The sequence below is a fragment of the Nocardioides pantholopis genome, from assembly GCF_003710085.1.
Classification (GTDB): domain Bacteria; phylum Actinomycetota; class Actinomycetes; order Propionibacteriales; family Nocardioidaceae; genus Nocardioides; species Nocardioides pantholopis.
In genome coordinates, this window is sequence record NZ_CP033324.1 from 368,916 (window position 1) to 385,294 (window position 16,379).

The window sequence follows — 16,379 nt, forward strand, 5'->3', positions numbered from 1 at the left end:
GCGTCCGGTGAGGTCGTCATGCCCGAGTCCCCCCGTCCCAGCCCCGCGCCGGCCCTGCTGCGGGCCGCGCGCCTGGTCCGCGCCCGGATCCGTGGCTCCGCGCCGGCCGCGCCCCGGCCCACCTCCGACCCCGTCGCGGATCCGGCGTTCGCCCGCGCGCACTGGCGGCTCGGGCGGACCCTGCTCGGGGAGGACGCGCTGCCGGAGACCTGGACCGGGCTGCGCTTCGACCGGCAGCGGGTCGACGCGATGGTGGCCAGTGCCCGGCGCAGCCAGGCACTCGCCACCCACGCCGAGCTCCTGGCCCTCGGTGCCCCCGAGCACCGGGCCCGGGCCGCGACGATCCGTGAGCTGTGCCGCCACGGCCTCCCGGACGACGCCCGCGCGTTCGCCCTCGGCGCCGAGCGGGTGCGCGACGCCGACCCGGAGCTGGACGCCCAGGTCGGGCACCTGGCCAGCGGCCTGGTGCTGGCCCTGGCCGCCGGCCGCCTCGACCTGTGCTGGGCCGAGCTCGCCGCGGTGCCGGACCGGATCCTGGCGGAGTCCGCCCCCGTCGAGGCCGTCGCGGCCGCTGTGGCGGACGGCAGCGAGGCCGCCGCCGGGCGCGCCGTCGCCGTGGCTCTGCTCGCCGCCGACGACCCCGGCGCCGAGGCCGACGTCCTGGTCCAGCTCGCCGGCCGCCTCCTCGTCGCCGGGTACGCCGCGCAGGCGCGGGACCTCGCCGGGCGGGCCGCGGACCGCGGCGCCGAGCTCTCCGCCCCCGGCCGGGACCTGCTGGAGAACCTGCGCCGGTGGACCCACCCGGCCCCGGCCCGGCCGGCGCCGGCGGGCGCGGTCAGCGTCGGCGTCATCGACTACCACCAGCCCGACCTGGACCGCTCCTCGCGCAACGTCGGCGACTACGTCCAGACCCTGGCCATGCTCGGCAACCTGGCCCGCTTCCGCGGCAGCCGGTTCACCGGCGACGCCGGGCTGGGCGAGGTCGCGACCGAGGTGCAGCGACGGGTCCGGCCCGACCTGCATCTGCCGGGCGGCGACCGCGACGTCCACCTGGTGCCGGTCAGTCGCGACTTCAGCGTCGGTGACCCGATCCCGCCCGACACCTGGACGATCGCGTTCGGGTGGCACCTGCACGCGGCCTTCGAGCAGTACCGCGGCCTGCCCTACCACCCCGGCATCAACCCGATCTTCGTCTCCTTCCACGTCAACAAGCTCGAGGTCCTCGACGAGCCGACGCTGGCCTACCTGCGGGCCCACGGCCCGGTGGGCTGCCGCGACTGGACGACCGTCGACCTGCTGCTCTCGGCCGGCGTGGACGCGTTCTTCACCGGCTGCCTGACCACGACCGTCGACGCGGTGTTCCCGGGGCCCCCGGACGCGCGCGGGGACCGGGTCACCGGCGTGGTCGACCTGCCCGACTCGGTGCTGGGCGAGATCGACGGGCCCGTCGAGGTCCTGCACCACGGCGGGCAGCGGTTCCGGGCCGCCGGCCTGGCCGAGGGGGTCCGGGCGGCCGTCGAGCTGCTGGAGGGCTACCGGGACCGCTTCGCCCGGGTCGTGACCAGCCGGCTGCACTCCTACCTCCCGGCGACCTCGCTCGGCCTGGAGGTCGACTTCCGGCCCACCCGGGTCGGCGACGTCCGGTTCGACGGGCTGCTGGGGATGCGGCCCGGCGCCCCGGCGTTCGAGGAGATGCGCGACGGGATCCGCTCGCTGCTCGCCGAGGTCTGGGCGCAGGTCCTGGCCGGCGCCGACCGCGACGCCGTCTACGCGTGCTGGCGCGAGCGCACCGCGCCGCTGGTGGACCAGGCCCGCCGCCGCCACGCCGACCCGGACCCGCGGGTCCCGCTGCCCGCCGTCGACCTGCCCGGCGTCCTGGCCCGGGTCCGCGCGGAGAGCCGCAGCCACGGGCCGGCTGTCGACACGGGACACGACGCGGGGACCGACGTCGCGACCAGCGTGGACGCCGCGACCCTGGCGGTGCTGCCGGTGACCGTCGAGACGATGCTGGCGCACGCGTTCGGTCCGCTGCGGCTGTGGGTCACCGCCCGCGGCACCACCCCGGCGTACGAGGAGTGGTTCGCCGCCGCGTTCCCCGGGCTGCCTGTCACGTTCCTGGGCTGCGGCAGCGTGGACCGCGGCACCCGCCGGGCGCGGCCGGCCCGGCGGCACGGGGTCGCGACCGCCGACCGGCTGCTGCTGCCCGAGCTGCTCGGGGACGTCGACCGGCTGGTCTGCCTGGACGCGGGCGCCCTGGTCCTCGCGGACGTGGCGGAGCTGGCGGCCACCGACCTCGGCGGCCGGCCGCTGGCGGCCCGCGGCAGCGCCACCACCGGCGCGGAGCTGTGGCGCCGGGCCGGCAACGCGCTGTCGGCCGAGCTCGCCGCGGACCTGCGCCGCACGATGGGGGTCCGGCACCGGTTCGACTTCACAGCGCCCGACGCCGGCGTCGCGGTGTGGGACCTGGCCCGGATGCGCGCCGACGGCGCCGCCGCGGAGCTGGTGGCGCTGGCCCGCGGCTACCGCCTCGACGACCAGGAGGCGCTCACCGCGTACGTCGGGCCCGCGTGGGCGGAGCTGGCGCCGCGGTGGAGCCTGCGCCCCGCCCTGGACCGGCTGGGCCCGGACCCGGCCGGGATCGTGCAGTACGCCGGCGGGCTCGCGCCGTGGGCCTCGCCGCTGGCGCCGTACGGCGCGCTGTGGCGCGAGCACGCCGCCCGGCTCCGGGCCCGGGCGGGGGAGCCGCCGGTCGAGGCCGCCGCGCAGGTGTGACCCTCGGCACCTGCCGGCGTGTTTCCCCCGCATTGCGGGCGGCGTACGCTGCCGGTGAACGGTCCACCGCCGACCTGGGAAGCCAGCCGGTCGGACCACTGTCAGCACAACGTCCGGTACCCGAGCCGGCCCCGCACCGCGGGGTGGTCGGAGGGACTGGAACGAAAGGTTCGACATGACGCACCCCTCGCACGGCCCCGCCGTGCCCGTTTCGCCTGGCCAGCCCCGCGCCTCCATCGGCGTCGTCGGCGCCGGCCGCGTGGGCGCGGTGCTCGCGGCCGCCCTGCGCGCCGCGGGCCACCCGGTCGTCGCGGCCGCCGGCGAGTCCGACGCCTCCCGCGCCCGGATCGCCGCCCTGCTGCCCGGGGTGGAGCGCGCCAAGCCGACGGCGGTGGCCCGCGCCTGCGACGTGCTGCTGCTGACGGTCCCCGACGACATGCTGGCGAACGTCGCCGCGACGCTCGCGGCCAGCGGCGCCCTGCGCCCCGGCCAGTACGTCGTGCACACCTCCGGCCGGCACGGTCTGGCCGTGCTCGCCCCGGCCGCCGCGGCCGGCGCCCGGGTCGTGGCGCTGCACCCGGCGATGACCTTCACCGGCACCGCCCTTGACCTGGAGCGGCTCTCCGGCTGCGCGTTCGGCCTCACCGCCGGCGAGGCGGAGCGCCCCGCCGCCGAGGCGCTGGTCGCCGACCTGGGCGGCACCATCACCTGGGTGCCGGAGCAGATGCGCACGCTCTACCACGCGGGGCTCGCCCACGGCGCGAACCACCTGGTCACGCTGGTGAGCGAGGCGATGGAGATGCTGGCCGCCGCCGGGTCCACCGACCCCGCCGCGACCCTACGCCCGCTGCTCGGCGCCGCCCTCGACAACGCGCTCGCCCAGGGCGACGCGGCGCTGACCGGGCCGATCGTGCGCGGCGACGTCGGGACGGTCGAGGCGCACCTGGCCGACCTCGCCGCGAACGCGCCGCAGACCCTCGCCTCCTACGTCGCGCTGGCCCGCGCCACCGCGGCGCGGGCGGTCACCGACGGACGGCTGCTCCCGATCCGGGCCCGGAAGCTGACAGCGGTCCTCGACCGTGCCGTCGCGGCCGCCCCCGGGGCGGAGGCGCACCGGTGACGACGACCCGACCGCTCCTCGCCCGGACCCGCGAGGAGCTCGCCGGCCTGCTGTCCGGCCCCCGCTCCGCGGGGCACCGGGTCGGGCTGGTGCCGACGATGGGCGCCCTGCACGACGGGCACGCCAGCCTGATGCGGACCGCCCGCGAGCAGGTCGGCCCCGGCCCCGTGGTGGTGTCGATCTTCGTCAACCCCCTGCAGTTCGGGCCGGGCGAGGACCTGGACCGCTACCCGCGCAGCCTCGAGGCCGATCTCGACCTGTGCGCCCGTGAGGGCGTCGACGTGGTCTTCGCGCCCGCGGCCGAGGAGGTCTACCCCGGTGGGATCTCGGCCGGGTCGGCGGGCGAAGCGGTGACGGTCGACCCCGGGCCGTTGGCCGACATCCTCGAGGGCCGGACCCGCCCCGGGCACTTCCGCGGCGTGCTGACAGTCGTCGCCAAGCTCTTCGGGCTGGTGCGCCCCGACGTCGCGGTGTTCGGGCAGAAGGACTACCAGCAGCTGGTGCTGGTCCGGCGGATGGTCGCGGACCTGTGCCTGGGCGTCGACGTGGTCGGCGCCGAGACCGTCCGCGAGAGCGACGGGCTGGCCCGCTCCAGCCGCAACCGCTACCTCGGCGAGACCGAGCGCGGCGAGGCCGTGTGGCTGAGCCGGGCACTGCACGCGGCGCAGCAGAACGCCGGGTTCGGCGCGGGCGTGGCCCTCGACGAGGCGCGCGCGGAGCTGCGCCGCGCCAAGGCGGTCGAGCTCGACTACCTGATCATCACCACCCCCGACCTCGAGCCGCTGCCGGCCGAGGTCCCGCCGGGCATCGAGGCCCGGATCCTGGTGGCCGCCCGCGTGGGCAGCACCCGGCTGATCGACAACCTGCCCCTCCACCTCGGGGCACGACCCGGCTCGACCACGTCCGTGGCGGGCACGAACCACACCCAGGGAGTCAGCTGATGCTGCGCACCATGATGAAGAGCAAGATCCACCGGGCCACCGTCACCCAGGCGGACCTGCACTACGTCGGCTCGGTCACCGTCGACGAGGACCTGCTCGACGCCGCCGACCTGCTGGCCGGCGAGCTCGTCCACATCGTCGACATCACCAACGGTGCCCGGCTGGAGACCTACACGATCGCCGGCGAGCGCGGCTCCGGAATCATCGGCATCAACGGCGCGGCCGCCCGGCTGGTGCACCCCGGCGACCTGGTGATCCTCATCGGCTACGGCCAGATGGAGACCGCTGAGGCCCGCGAGCACCGCCCGCACGTGGTCTTCGTCGACGCCGACAACAAGATCCTGGCCACCGGCTTCGACCCCGCCGAGGCCATCGCCGGCTCCGGGCTGGTCCGCGGCGACCGCGCCGCGAACCGGTAGAACCTCCTCGACGACCTGGACCCGGCCCCGATGGCCGAGGCGGTCCGGATCACCGCCGGGCGTGCGACCCTGGAGGCCTCGGGCGGGCTGACCCTGGAGCGGGCGCGCGCGGTGGCCGCCACCGGCGTCGACCTCATCTCGGTCGGGGCGCTGACTCACTCGGTCGTGGTCTTCGACCTCGGCCTCGACCTGCGGGAGCCGTGATGTTGCTCGCCACCGACATCGGCAACAGCCACACGATCCTCGGCCTGCTCGCCGGCGGCGAGGTCGCCGCCGACTGGCGGGTCGCGACCGACGAGCGGCGCACCGCCGACGAGTGGTCGGTGCTGCTGCGCGGCCTCCTCGGCCCGCGGCTGGAGGAGGTCGACGGGATCGCCGTGTGCGCGACCGTGCCCGCGGTGCTGCACGAGTGGCGGGCGATGCTCGCCGAGCACTTCCCGGACGTGACCTGCGTGGTCGTGGAGCCCGGGGTCCGCACCGGCGTCCCGGTCCTCATGGACAACCCGCGCGAGGTCGGCTCGGACCGGATCGTCAACGCGCTCGCGGCCGCCACGCTGTACGGCGGCCCGGCCATCGTCGTGGACTTCGGCGGGACCGCCACGACCTTCGACGTGGTGAGCGCCGCCGGCCAGTACGTCGGCGGGGCGATCGCCCCCGGCATCGAGCTCTCGCTCGAGGCCCTGGGCGACCGGGGCGCGCAGCTGCGCAAGGTCGAGATCCAGCGGCCGCGGGCGGTGATAGCGAAGAACACCGTGGAGGCGCTCCAGTCCGGGCTGCTCTTCGGCGTCGCCAGCCAGGTCGAGGGAATCGTGACCCGGATGGTCGCCGAGCTCGGCGTGCCCGCGGAGTCGGTGCACGTCGTCGCCACCGGCTACCTCGCGCCGCTGGTCACCGGCGAGTGCTCGGTATTCACCGACCATTCCCCGTGGCTCACCCTCCTCGGACTGGAAATGGTCTTCGGGCGCAACTGCTGACCGAGAGCACTCCGGCGGTCGAATTGGTTGCCCTGGCAAATGTCGAGAAAACCGCACCACACCCGGTGCCGCCCGGCGGGGTGCGGCCGCGTGGGGCAGGAAAGGCGCAGCGACATTCCTCACCTATTTTCGAGGTTTGTCCGGTAAGAAATGGCGGTGGGGAAGCCGCCGTGCCATGATCAGAGAATTGGCGCATTCCCGGCCCGCAACGGGAAATGCATTCAGACTCTGAGTGAGGAACCATGGTGCAGAAGATCCACATCGTTCTCGAAGACGACATCGACGGCGGCGAGGCGAACGAGACCGTCACCTTCGGTCTCGACGGGACCTCGTACGAGATCGACCTCAACGACAAGAATGCCGCCGCCCTGCGCGACCTCCTCGCGCCGTACGTCGGCCACGCCCGCAAGGTCGGCTCGACTCCCCGTCGTGGCAGCGGCTCCGGCCGACGCTCCGCGGCGAGCGCGCCCGCCGGTGGGCCGAGCGCCCGCGAGATCCGCGACTGGGCCCGGGCCAACGGCCACGACGTCCCCGACCGCGGCCGGGTCTCCGCGGAGGTCCGCGAGGCGTACGAGGCCGCGCACTAGAGGCACCGGCGACGGGCCCGCCCCACCCCGGGGTGGGGCGGGTCCCGCGGCCGAGGCGCCGCGACCGGGCGGGGTCCGTGTTCGCTCACAGCGGATGCCCGTGGCCGCCCGGGTGGGAACGCGTAGGCTGTCAGCGGGGTTAGTTCTACCAACACCACCCGCGCTGCCCAGGCCGGGAGGACCCGAAGTTCAGGAGCGATACGCATGTTCGAGCGGTTCACCGACCGAGCCCGACGAGTTGTCGTGCTGGCCCAGGAAGAGGCCCGCATGCTCTCCCACAACTACATCGGCACCGAGCACATCCTGCTCGGTCTGATCCACGAGGGCGAGGGCGTCGCGGCCAAGGCGCTCGAGAGCCTCGACATCTCGCTCGAGGCCGTGCGTGCCCAGGTCGAGGAGATCATCGGCCAGGGCCAGCAGGCCCCGAGCGGCCACATCCCCTTCACGCCGCGTGCGAAGAAGGTTCTCGAGCTGTCCCTGCGCGAGGCGCTGCAGCTCGGCCACAGCTACATCGGGACCGAGCACATCCTGCTCGGCCTGATCCGCGAGGGCGAGGGCGTCGCCGCCCAGGTGCTGCAGAAGCTCGGCGCCGACCTGAACCGGGTCCGCCAGCAGGTGATCCAGCTGCTCTCCGGCTTCCAGGGCAAGGAGTCCTCGCAGTCGGCTGCCGCCACCGGCGCCTCCGGCGACGCGCCGTCCTCCTCGCTGGTCCTCGACCAGTTCGGCCGCAACCTGACCCAGGACGCCCGCGAGGGCAAGCTGGACCCGGTCATCGGCCGTGACCAGGAGATCGAGCGGGTCATGCAGATCCTCTCGCGGCGCACGAAGAACAACCCGGTGCTGATCGGCGAGCCCGGCGTCGGCAAGACCACGATCGTCGAGGGCCTGGCCCAGGACATCGTCAAGGGCAACGTGCCCGAGACGCTGAAGGACAAGCAGATCTACACCCTCGACCTCGGCGCGCTGGTCGCCGGCTCCCGCTACCGCGGTGACTTCGAGGAGCGGCTGAAGAAGGTCCTCAAGGAGATCCGCACCCGCGGCGACATCGTGCTGTTCATCGACGAGATCCACACCCTCGTCGGTGCGGGCGCGGCCGAGGGCGCGATCGACGCCGCCAGCATCCTCAAGCCGATGCTGGCCCGCGGCGAGCTGCAGACCATCGGTGCGACCACGCTCGACGAGTACCGCAAGTACCTCGAGAAGGACGCCGCGCTGGAGCGCCGCTTCCAGCCGATCCAGGTCGCCGAGCCGTCCATCGCGCACACCATCGAGATGCTCAAGGGGCTGCGCGACCGCTACGAGGCGCACCACCGCGTCACGATCACCGACGAGGCGCTGGTCTCGGCCGCGACCCTCGCCGACCGCTACATCTCCGACCGCTTCCTGCCGGACAAGGCGATCGACCTGATCGACGAGGCCGGCTCCCGGCTGCGGATCCGCCGGATGACGGCCCCCGCCGACCTGCGCGAGTTCGACGACAAGATCGACGACGTGCGCCAGCGCAAGGAGGCCGCCATCGACGGCCAGGACTTCGAGGCCGCTGCCCGCCTCCGCGACGAGGAGAAGCAGCTGATCGCGAAGAAGTCCGACCGCGAGAAGCAGTGGCGCGCCGGCGACATGGACGAGGTGGCCGAGGTCGACGAGGAGCTCATCGCCGAGGTCCTCGCGGTCGCGACCGGCATCCCGATCGTCAAGCTCTCCGAGGAGGAGTCCACGCGGCTGCTCAAGATGGAGGACGAGCTGCACCGTCGGGTGATCGGCCAGGACGAGGCCGTCAAGGCGCTCTCCCGCGCGATCCGGCGTACCCGCGCCGGGCTGAAGGACCCGAAGCGTCCCGGCGGGTCGTTCATCTTCGCCGGCCCCTCGGGCGTCGGCAAGACGTGGCTGTCGAAGACCCTCGCCGAGTTCCTCTTCGGCGACGAGGACGCGCTGATCCAGCTCGACATGAGCGAGTTCGGCGAGAAGCACACGGTCTCGCGGCTCTTCGGCTCGCCCCCCGGCTACGTCGGCTACGAGGAGGGCGGCCAGCTCACCGAGAAGGTGCGCCGCAAGCCGTTCTCGGTGGTGCTCTTCGACGAGGTCGAGAAGGCCCACCCGGACATCTTCAACAGCCTGCTGCAGATCCTCGAGGAAGGTCGCCTGACCGACTCGCAGGGCCGGGTGGTGGACTTCAAGAACACCGTCATCATCATGACCACCAACCTCGGCACCCGCGACATCGCCAAGGGCGTCAACCTCGGCTTCGGGCAGGGGCTGGGCGGTCCCGGCTCCTACGACCGGATGAAGGCGAAGGTCTCCGACGAGCTCAAGCAGCACTTCCGGCCCGAGTTCCTCAACCGCGTCGACGAGGTCATCGTGTTCCCGCCGCTCTCGCAGGAGCAGATCGTGGCGATGGTCGACAACATGATCGCCACGGTGGAGATCCGGCTGCGCGACCGGGACATGAAGCTCGAGCTGACCCAGGCGGCCAAGAACCTCCTGGCGGAGCGCGGCTTCGACCCGGTGCTCGGTGCCCGGCCGCTGCGTCGCACGATCCAGCGCGAGATCGAGGACGTGATGGCCGAGAAGATGCTCTTCGGCGAGATCGGCCCCGGCATGATCGTGCTGGTCGACGTCGAGGGCGAGGGCCCGACCGCGTCGTTCACCTTCCACGGCCAGAAGGTCGGCGAGCTGCCCGACCTGCCGCCGCTCGAGACGGTGGCGATCGGCGAGGCGACGACCGAAGGCCCGGACGACTCCGAGGGGCCGATCGACGTCCCGCGCGCCGAGAACGACTGAGCCGACGCGGGTCGCCGACCCGCTGAGCGCCGCACGAGGGGGGACCGCCGCAGGGCGGTCCCCCCTCGTGCGTGCGGCTGGGCTTTAATGGCGCGGTGGCCACCCCGATCTACCTGCACGTCGGCCTGAAGAAGACCGGCACCTCCTACCTGCAGGGCGTGGCGTGGGCGTCCCGCGAGGCGCTCGCCGCCCAGGGGCTCGCCCTGGTGCCCGGCTCGCAGCGCGAGATGTTCGACCTGATGCTGGACGTGCGGGACCGCTACGACCCCGAGGCGGACCCCGCGCGGGTGCGGGGCGCGCTGGACCGGCTCCCCGGCCAGGTCCGTGCCGCCGGTGCCCGGGCGGCGCTGGTGAGCGAGGAGTCGCTGTCGGTGGCGACCCGCGAGCAGGCGGACCGGATGCGGGCGGCGCTGGCGGGCCACGAGGTCCACCTGGTGCTCACCGTGCGCGACCTCGCCCGGCAGGTGCCCTCCGCGTGGCAGCAGTCGGTGCAGGCCCGCGGCTCGATCCCGTTCGACCGGTACGTCGACGCCGTGGTCCGCGGCGCCGGTCCCGGCGCCCGCCGCTTCCGCCGGTCCCAGGACGTCCTCGACGTGCTGGACCGCTGGGCTGGCGGGCTGCCGCCCGAGCGGGTGCACCTGGTGACCGTGCCGCAGCGCGGCGCCCCGCCCGGGGTGCTCGCGGAGCGGTTCTTCGGCCTGCTCGGCGTGGACCCGGCGGGACTCTCCGAGGGCGCCACGTTCAACCACTCGATCGGCCGGGTCCAGGCCGAGCTGCTGGCCCGGGTCAACGGCCGGCTGCCCGACGCCGCGCGGCGCCGCGACCGCTACGGCGACGTCGGGAAGCGCTACTTCGCCCAGCAGGTCCTCGCCGCCCAGACCGGCCGGCCCGCCCGGATGCCGGCCGCCTGGCAGTCCTGGTGCGTCGAGCGGGCCGACGAGGTCGTGGCCGCGGTCCGTGACCGGGGCTACGACGTGGTCGGCGACCTGGCCGACCTGCGCCCGGACCCCGCCTCGTTCGCGGCGCAGGACGCGGAGCCGGTCACGGACGGCGAGCTGCTCGAGGCGGCCGAGGAGGCGCTGGCCGCCCTGCTCGTGGACCGGGTCGCCGAGACCGACGAGCGCCGCGCCCGGCAGCGGGCCCGGCTGGACGCGGCCGCCGAGCCCGGGGACCGCCTGGCCGGCCTGGCGGGCCTGCTGGCGCGGCTGCGCCGGCGGGTCGGTCAGGGCAGGGCGTAGCTCTCGGGACCGGCCACGGCGACCAGGCCGTCCTCGACGAGGCTCGCCAGGCACCGGGTGCGCTGGCCGTCCTCGGCCCAGACGGCGTCCAGGCGGGTCCGGTGCACCGGACCCTCGGACTCGCGCAGCACCGCCAGGAGCCGGCCGCGGCACTGCCGGTCGGTGCCGGCCCAGGCCTGCGCCTTGCGCGGCGGCCCGTCGTACGCCGGGTGGCCGGCGGCTCGCCAGGCGCAGAGGTCCTCGACCGGACAGGCCGCGCAGCGCGGCCGGGCCGCGGTGCACACCAGGGCGCCCAGCTCCATGACCGCGACCGACCAGGTCGCCGCGGTCGGCTCGTCGTCGGGCAGGACGGCGGCCGCGGCGTCGCGCTCCGCCCGGGTCACGCTGAGGGCGGGCAGCTCCACGCCGCCCAGGGTGCGGGCGAGGACCCGGCGCACGTTGGTGTCGAGCACGACGTGGCGTCGCCCGTGGGCGAAGGTGGCGATCGCGGCGGCGGTGTAGTCCCCGACCCCGGGCAGCGAGCGCAGGTCGGCGTACTCGGCCGGGACCGCACCGCCGAACCGCTCCACGATCGCGGCCGCGGCGGCGTGCAGGCGCAGCGCCCGGCGGGGGTAGCCCAGGCGTCCCCAGGCCCGGACCGCCTCGCCGGCGGGCTCGGCCGCCAGGTCGGCCGGGGTGGGCCAGCGCTCGAGCCACTGCTCGTGGACGGGCAGCACCCGGCTGACGGGCGTCTGCTGGAGCATGAACTCCGAGACCATGACCGACCAGGGGCTGGCCTGCGCGGAGCGCCACGGCAGCTCCCGGGCGTTGACGTCGTACCAGGCCAGGACCCGGTCGTGGAGCTCGCTCATCGCGACCATTCTGACCGGTGCCCGCCGATCGGTGCCCGCCGCCTCGGAGTGGCACCGGAACCGGACGGCCCGCGCTGGCTAGCGTGACCCTCATGACGTCGCTGAGTCCCCGTGGGCCGCTGCCCGCCCGGGTCTACTGGCGCCGCCGCCTGATCGTGCTGGGGCTCGCTGTCGCGCTCGTGGTGGGGCTGGCCCGGCTGCTCACCGGCGGCAGCGACGGCTCCTCGGACGAGGGCGGTGCCGCCGTGCTCGCCGGGGCGCCGACGAGCAGCTCGGGCAGCGCCTCGCCGACCGCAGGCGCCACCGACGGCCGGACCCCGAGCGCCGCCGCGCCGACCACCCCCGCCAGCCCGCCGACGAGCACCCCGCCGGCCCCGCCGAGCGGGCCCTGCGCGGACCGGGACGTCGCGGTGACGCCGTCGGTCCCGACCGCGGTGGCCGGCCCCCGGGGTGGCGTCACGATCGACCTCGACCTGCGCACGATCACGGCCGAGGCCTGCACCTGGCGGGTGTCCCCGCGGACGCTGACGCTCAAGGTGACATCGGGTCGCGACGACATCTGGTCGACCCAGGACTGCCCGCGCGCCGTGCCCTCCCAGGACGTCGTGGTCCGCAAGGCGGAGAGCACCCGGGTCACGCTGGCCTGGACCGCGCGCCGCTCCGACGAGGACTGCTCGCGCCAGACCGACTACGCGATGCCCGGCTACTACCACGTGGCCGCGGCCGCGCTGACCGGCGAGCCGGCGAAGGTCCAGTTCCAGCTGGTCGCCCCGACCGCGCCGACGGTGACCAGGACCGCTAAGCCGAAGCAGGACCCGAAGGCCGGCCGCGGGACGAAGCCGGGCCGGCAGCCCAGCGCCCCGGTGGACGAGCCGCTGGGTCAGTCGCCCTCCGGCGCCGTCGAGCCCTGACCCGGCCTCGCCCCCGGCGGACCGGCTCAGACGTAGCGCTCGAGGATCGTGGACTCGGCCAGCCGGGACAGCCCCTCGCGCACGCTGCGGGCCCGCAGCTCGCCGACGCCCTCGACGGCCTGGAGGTCGTCGATGCCGGCCGAGAGCAGCTTCTGCAGGGTGCCGAAGTGCTCGACCAGCCGGTCGACCACCGAGCTCGGAAGCCGGGGGACCTTGGCCAGCAGCCGGTAGCCCCGGGGCGCCACCGCGCCGTCGAGGTGCTCGCCGTTGCCGAGGCCGAGCACCCGCGCCGCGGAGGCCGGGTCGACCAGCTCGGTCGGGGAGAGCCCCTCGAGCTGGCGCAGCAGGTCCTCGGGGCTCCGGGCCCGCCGCCCGGAGGGGAGGTAGTCGCGGATCACCAGCTCGCGCTCGGCGTCGACCCCGGTGATCAGCTCCTCGAGCTGGAGGGAGAGCAGCCGGCCGTCGGTGCCGAGCTCGAGGACGTAGTCCTCGATCTCGCGGGCGATCCGGGTGACCATCTCCAGGCGCTGGGCGACCACCGCGACGTCGCGGACCGTGACCAGGTCCTCGATCTCCAGGGCGGAGAGGGTGCTGGAGACCTCGTCGAGGCGCATCTTGTAGCGCTCCAGGGTCGCCAGGGCCTGGTTGGCCCGGGACAGGATCTGGCCGGAGCCCTCCAGGACGTGGCGGGTCTCGCCGACGTACGCCGCGATGATCTGCATCGACTGCGAGACCGAGATGACCGGGAAGCCGGTCTGGCGCGCCACCCGGTCGGCGGTGCGGTGCCGGGTGCCGGTCTCCTCGGAGGGGATCGTGTGGTCGGGCATCAGGTGCACCGCGGCCTTGATGATCCGGGTGAGGTCCTTGTCGACGATGATGCCGCCGTCCATCTTCGCCAGCTCGCGCAGCCCGGTCGCGGTGAACGGCACCTCGAGGGTGAAGCCGCCGGTGGAGATCGACTCGACGGTCCGGTCGTAGCCGAGCACGATCAGCGCGCCGGTGCGCCCCCGGAGGATGCGCTCCAGTCCGTCGCGCATGGCGGTGCCGGGGGCGATGGACGCCAGCGTCGCCCGAAGGCGGAGCACGTCCTCGGAGCGGTCCGTGGCCACGAGAATGGGTTCCCTTTCGTTCCCGCGGCAGGCGCCGCCTGGCGATTCTAGTATCCCGGGCCCGGCGGCAGCGGCGCGTTCTGGTCCCCGGCGAGCCCCAGCACCCGCAGCGCCCCCTCGAGGTCGGCCACCTCGACCACGCGCATCCCGTCGACGGTGCGCGGCGCCGGCCGCCGACCGCCCGGGACCCGGTCGCGCGGCTCGCTCGGGACCACGGCCAGCGCGAAGCCGAGCCGCGCCGCCTCGGCCAGCCGCTGCGGCAGGTCGCGGACCCGGCGCAGCTCGCCGGCCAGGCCGATCTCACCCATGGCCACGGTCCGGTGGGGCGGGGAGGCGCCGAAGTGCGCCGAGGCGAGCGCGACCGCGACCCCGAGGTCGCTGGCGGGCTCCCCGAGCCGGGCGCCGCCGACGGTCGAGGCGAAGACGTCCTTCTGGTGCAGGCGCACCCCGCAGTGCTGCTGGAGCACCGCGAGCACCATCGCGACGCGTGAGGAGTCCAGCCCCGAGGTGGTGCGCCGGGGCCGTTCCAGCGCGGAGTGGGTGACCAGGGCCTGGACCTCCGCGAGCATCGGGCGGCGCCCCTCCATGGTGACCGCCACGCAGGTGCCCGGGACCCGGGCGTGGTGGGTCTCGACGAACAGGCCGGTCGGGTCGGTGACCGCGGTGATCCCCTCGGGACCGAGGTCGAAGCAGCCGACCTCGTCCACCGGGCCGAAGCGGTTCTTCATCGCCCGCACCATCCGGAACCGGGAGTTGCGGTCGCCCTCGAAGTGCAGGACCACGTCGACGAGGTGCTCGAGGACCCGCGGCCCGGCGATCGAGCCGTCCTTGGTGACGTGGCCGACCAGGACCGTGGTGATGTTGCGGGTCTTGGCCACCCGGATCAGCGCGGCCGCGACCTCCTTGACCTGGGTGACGCCGCCGGGGACGCCGTCGATCCCGGAGGCGCCGATGGTCTGCACCGAGTCGACGACGATCAGCTCCGGGCGGACCTCCTCGATGTGGGTGAGCACCGCGCCCAGGTCGGTCTCGGCGGCGAGGTAGAGCTGGTCGTGCACGCCGCCGGTGCGGTCGGCGCGCAGCCGCACCTGCGAGGCGGACTCCTCGCCGGTGACGTAGAGGGTCCGGCGCTGGTAGCGGGCGGTCTGCGCGGCGACCTCGAGCAGGAGGGTGCTCTTGCCGACGCCGGGCTCGCCGGCGAGCAGGATCGCGGCGCCGGGCACCAGGCCGCCGCCCAGCACCCGGTCGAGCTCGGGCACGCCGCTGCTCCGGAACGCCGACTCCGCGACCGAGACCTGGCCGATGGGCACCGCCGGCGTGGTCACCGGGCCGGCGGCGGAGCGGCCGCTCGGCGCGGCGGCCTCGGCGACCGAGCCCCAGGCCTGGCACTCCCCGCAGCGGCCGACCCACTTCGCCGCCTCCCAGCCGCACTCGGTGCAGCGGTAGGCGGGGCGGGCGGGCCGGGCGGTCTTCGACATGGGCCAGACGCTAGGCGATCGCGCCGACACCGGCGGGCTCCCCACCCCGGCGGGTGCTTCCGGGCCCGGCGCGCGCCGACGGCGGGCCAGCGGCGGCCGTCCTCACTATGCTGGCCGGAGCCGATTGGAACGATCAACCCGGGCAGCGCGGGGGTGGGAGGAACGGCGTGCACAGACGTCCGGGCCGGGTGCCGGCCGCGCCGCCGACGCTCGCCGACGTGGCTGAGCGCGCCGGGGTCTCGCGGCAGACCGTCTCGAACGCCGTCAACAACCCCGACCTGCTGCGTGCCGACACCCTGCACCGGGTCCAGCAGGCCATCGCCGAGCTCGGCTACCTGCCCAACCGGGCGGCGCGGAACCTGCGCACCCGCGCCTCGCACCTGATCGGGCTGCGGATCACGCCGGCCCAGGAGGGCACGGCCAACGCCACCATGGACCGGTTCGTGCACTCCCTGGTCGAGACCTCCCGCGATGCCGGCTACCACGTGCTGCTCTTCGCCGGCGCGCCCGAGGACCCGCTCTCCGGGTACGACGACCTGCTGCGCTCCACCGCCGTCGACGCGTTCGTCGTCACCGACACCTACCTGGGCAACCCGCAGGCCGCCTGGCTGCGCAGCCGCCGCGCGCCGTTCGTCGCCTTCGGACGGCCCTGGGACGATCCGGCTGCGGGCCATCCCTGGGTCGACGTCGACGGCGCCGCCGGGTGCGAGCTGGCCACCACCCACCTGCTCGACCGCGGCCACGAGCGGGTCGCGTGGATCGGGTGGCGCAAGGACTCGTTCATCGGCGAGGACCGCCGGGCGGGGTGGAGCCGGGCGATGCGGGCCCGTGGCCTGCCGACCGCGGGGCTCGCCTCGCGCGTGGAGGACACCGTCGGCTCCGGCCAGGAGGCGGCCGCGGCGCTGCTCGCGCAGTCGCGGCCCTCGGCGTTCGTGTGCGCCTCCGACACCCTCGCGATGGGCGTCCTGCACACGCTCGCCGCGCAGGGCCTGGCCCCCGGCCGGGACGTCGCGGTGGTCGGCTTCGACGACTCCCAGGTCGCCCAGGTCGTCCCGCCCGGGCTCACCTCCGTGCGCCAGCCGCTGGAGGAGGTGGCCGTGCACGTGGTCCGGGCCCTCGAGGGCCTGCTCGCCCGTCCGGCCGCCGCCGGCGAGAGCGTGCTGCTGGCCCCGACCCTCGCGGTGCGCGGCTCGAGCTGAGC

General features: G+C 75.0%; 14 protein-coding genes. 11 read left to right on the plus strand and 3 right to left on the minus strand.

Annotated elements, in window-relative coordinates:
- Window positions 1–18: 18 nt before the first annotated feature.
- From EBO35_RS01685 to EBO35_RS01725, 9 genes are all read left to right on the plus strand, one after another.
- Window positions 19–2,772 (plus strand): hypothetical protein, encoded by a 2,754-nt coding sequence (locus EBO35_RS01685; protein ID WP_122816189.1) that lies wholly within the window; start codon window positions 19–21, stop codon window positions 2,770–2,772.
- A gap of 202 nt (window positions 2,773–2,974) precedes the next feature.
- A complete protein-coding gene (locus EBO35_RS01690) occupies window positions 2,975–3,892 on the plus strand; it encodes a Rossmann-like and DUF2520 domain-containing protein (protein WP_241153808.1) in 918 nt (305 codons plus the stop codon).
- Entirely contained in the window at window positions 3,889–4,833 is a 945-nt protein-coding gene (panC, locus tag EBO35_RS01695; protein ID WP_122816191.1) for a pantoate--beta-alanine ligase, read from the plus strand. The genes EBO35_RS01690 and panC overlap by 4 nt, the downstream gene beginning before the upstream one ends.
- Complete coding sequence (gene panD / locus EBO35_RS01700; RefSeq protein WP_122816192.1) at window positions 4,833–5,252, plus strand: aspartate 1-decarboxylase; 420 nt, start codon at window positions 4,833–4,835, stop codon at window positions 5,250–5,252. Before panC ends, panD begins: the two co-directional genes overlap by 1 nt.
- 15 nt (window positions 5,253–5,267) lie before the next feature.
- Complete coding sequence (locus EBO35_RS01705) at window positions 5,268–5,456, plus strand: hypothetical protein (RefSeq protein ID WP_396954392.1); 189 nt, start codon at window positions 5,268–5,270, stop codon at window positions 5,454–5,456.
- Complete coding sequence (locus EBO35_RS01710; RefSeq protein WP_122816193.1) at window positions 5,456–6,226, plus strand: type III pantothenate kinase; 771 nt, start codon at window positions 5,456–5,458, stop codon at window positions 6,224–6,226. The genes EBO35_RS01705 and EBO35_RS01710 overlap by 1 nt, the downstream gene beginning before the upstream one ends.
- Before the next feature lie 242 nt (window positions 6,227–6,468).
- Complete coding sequence (locus EBO35_RS01715; protein WP_122816194.1) at window positions 6,469–6,813, plus strand: histone-like nucleoid-structuring protein Lsr2; 345 nt, start codon at window positions 6,469–6,471, stop codon at window positions 6,811–6,813.
- Window positions 6,814–7,017: 204 nt separating this feature from the next.
- A complete protein-coding gene (locus tag EBO35_RS01720) occupies window positions 7,018–9,591 on the plus strand; it encodes an ATP-dependent Clp protease ATP-binding subunit (protein WP_122816195.1) in 2,574 nt (857 codons plus the stop codon).
- Window positions 9,592–9,686: 95 nt separating this feature from the next.
- On the plus strand, window positions 9,687–10,829 hold the full coding sequence (locus EBO35_RS01725) for a hypothetical protein (RefSeq protein ID WP_122816196.1): 1,143 nt from the start codon (window positions 9,687–9,689) through the stop codon (window positions 10,827–10,829).
- On the opposite strand, the gene EBO35_RS01730 is transcribed toward EBO35_RS01725, so the two are convergent.
- The gene (locus EBO35_RS01730; RefSeq protein WP_122816197.1) at window positions 10,814–11,680 is read right to left on the minus strand and encodes an HhH-GPD family protein; all 867 of its coding nucleotides are present in this window, start codon (window positions 11,678–11,680) and stop codon (window positions 10,814–10,816) included. The two genes, EBO35_RS01725 and EBO35_RS01730, sit on opposite strands and share 16 nt — an antisense overlap.
- A gap of 92 nt (window positions 11,681–11,772) precedes the next feature.
- On the opposite strand from EBO35_RS01730, the gene EBO35_RS01735 reads away from it, so the two are divergent.
- The gene (locus tag EBO35_RS01735) at window positions 11,773–12,591 is read left to right on the plus strand and encodes a hypothetical protein (protein WP_122816198.1); all 819 of its coding nucleotides are present in this window, start codon (window positions 11,773–11,775) and stop codon (window positions 12,589–12,591) included.
- 26 nt (window positions 12,592–12,617) lie between these two features.
- Here EBO35_RS01735 and disA read toward each other — a convergent pair whose 3' ends face one another.
- Both disA and radA read right to left on the minus strand, forming a co-directional pair.
- Window positions 12,618–13,706: a DNA integrity scanning diadenylate cyclase DisA gene (gene disA, locus EBO35_RS01740; protein ID WP_396954393.1), complete on the minus strand. Its 1,089-nt coding sequence runs from the start codon at window positions 13,704–13,706 to the stop codon at window positions 12,618–12,620.
- A 41-nt stretch (window positions 13,707–13,747) separates the two neighbouring features.
- A complete protein-coding gene (radA, locus tag EBO35_RS01745) occupies window positions 13,748–15,178 on the minus strand; it encodes a DNA repair protein RadA (protein WP_122816200.1) in 1,431 nt (476 codons plus the stop codon).
- A gap of 167 nt (window positions 15,179–15,345) precedes the next feature.
- On the opposite strand from radA, the gene EBO35_RS01750 reads away from it, so the two are divergent.
- Complete coding sequence (locus EBO35_RS01750) at window positions 15,346–16,377, plus strand: LacI family DNA-binding transcriptional regulator (RefSeq protein WP_241153809.1); 1,032 nt, start codon at window positions 15,346–15,348, stop codon at window positions 16,375–16,377.
- Window positions 16,378–16,379: the final 2 nt, after the last annotated feature.

Bases quoted from the DNA above. Each gene is read 5' to 3' on its own strand.
- EBO35_RS01685 (WP_122816189.1), top strand. From the start codon at position 19: ATGCCCGAGTCCCCCCGTCCCAGCCCCGCGCCGGCCCTGCTGCGGGCC.
- panD (WP_122816192.1), top strand. From the start codon at position 4,833: ATGCTGCGCACCATGATGAAGAGCAAGATCCACCGGGCCACCGTCACC.
- EBO35_RS01710 (WP_122816193.1), top strand. From the start codon at position 5,456: ATGTTGCTCGCCACCGACATCGGCAACAGCCACACGATCCTCGGCCTG.
- EBO35_RS01715 (WP_122816194.1), top strand. From the start codon at position 6,469: ATGGTGCAGAAGATCCACATCGTTCTCGAAGACGACATCGACGGCGGC.
- EBO35_RS01720 (WP_122816195.1), top strand. From the start codon at position 7,018: ATGTTCGAGCGGTTCACCGACCGAGCCCGACGAGTTGTCGTGCTGGCC.
- EBO35_RS01730 (WP_122816197.1), bottom strand. From the start codon at position 11,680: ATGAGCGAGCTCCACGACCGGGTCCTGGCCTGGTACGACGTCAACGCC.
- EBO35_RS01735 (WP_122816198.1), top strand. From the start codon at position 11,773: ATGACGTCGCTGAGTCCCCGTGGGCCGCTGCCCGCCCGGGTCTACTGG.
- radA (WP_122816200.1), bottom strand. From the start codon at position 15,178: ATGTCGAAGACCGCCCGGCCCGCCCGCCCCGCCTACCGCTGCACCGAG.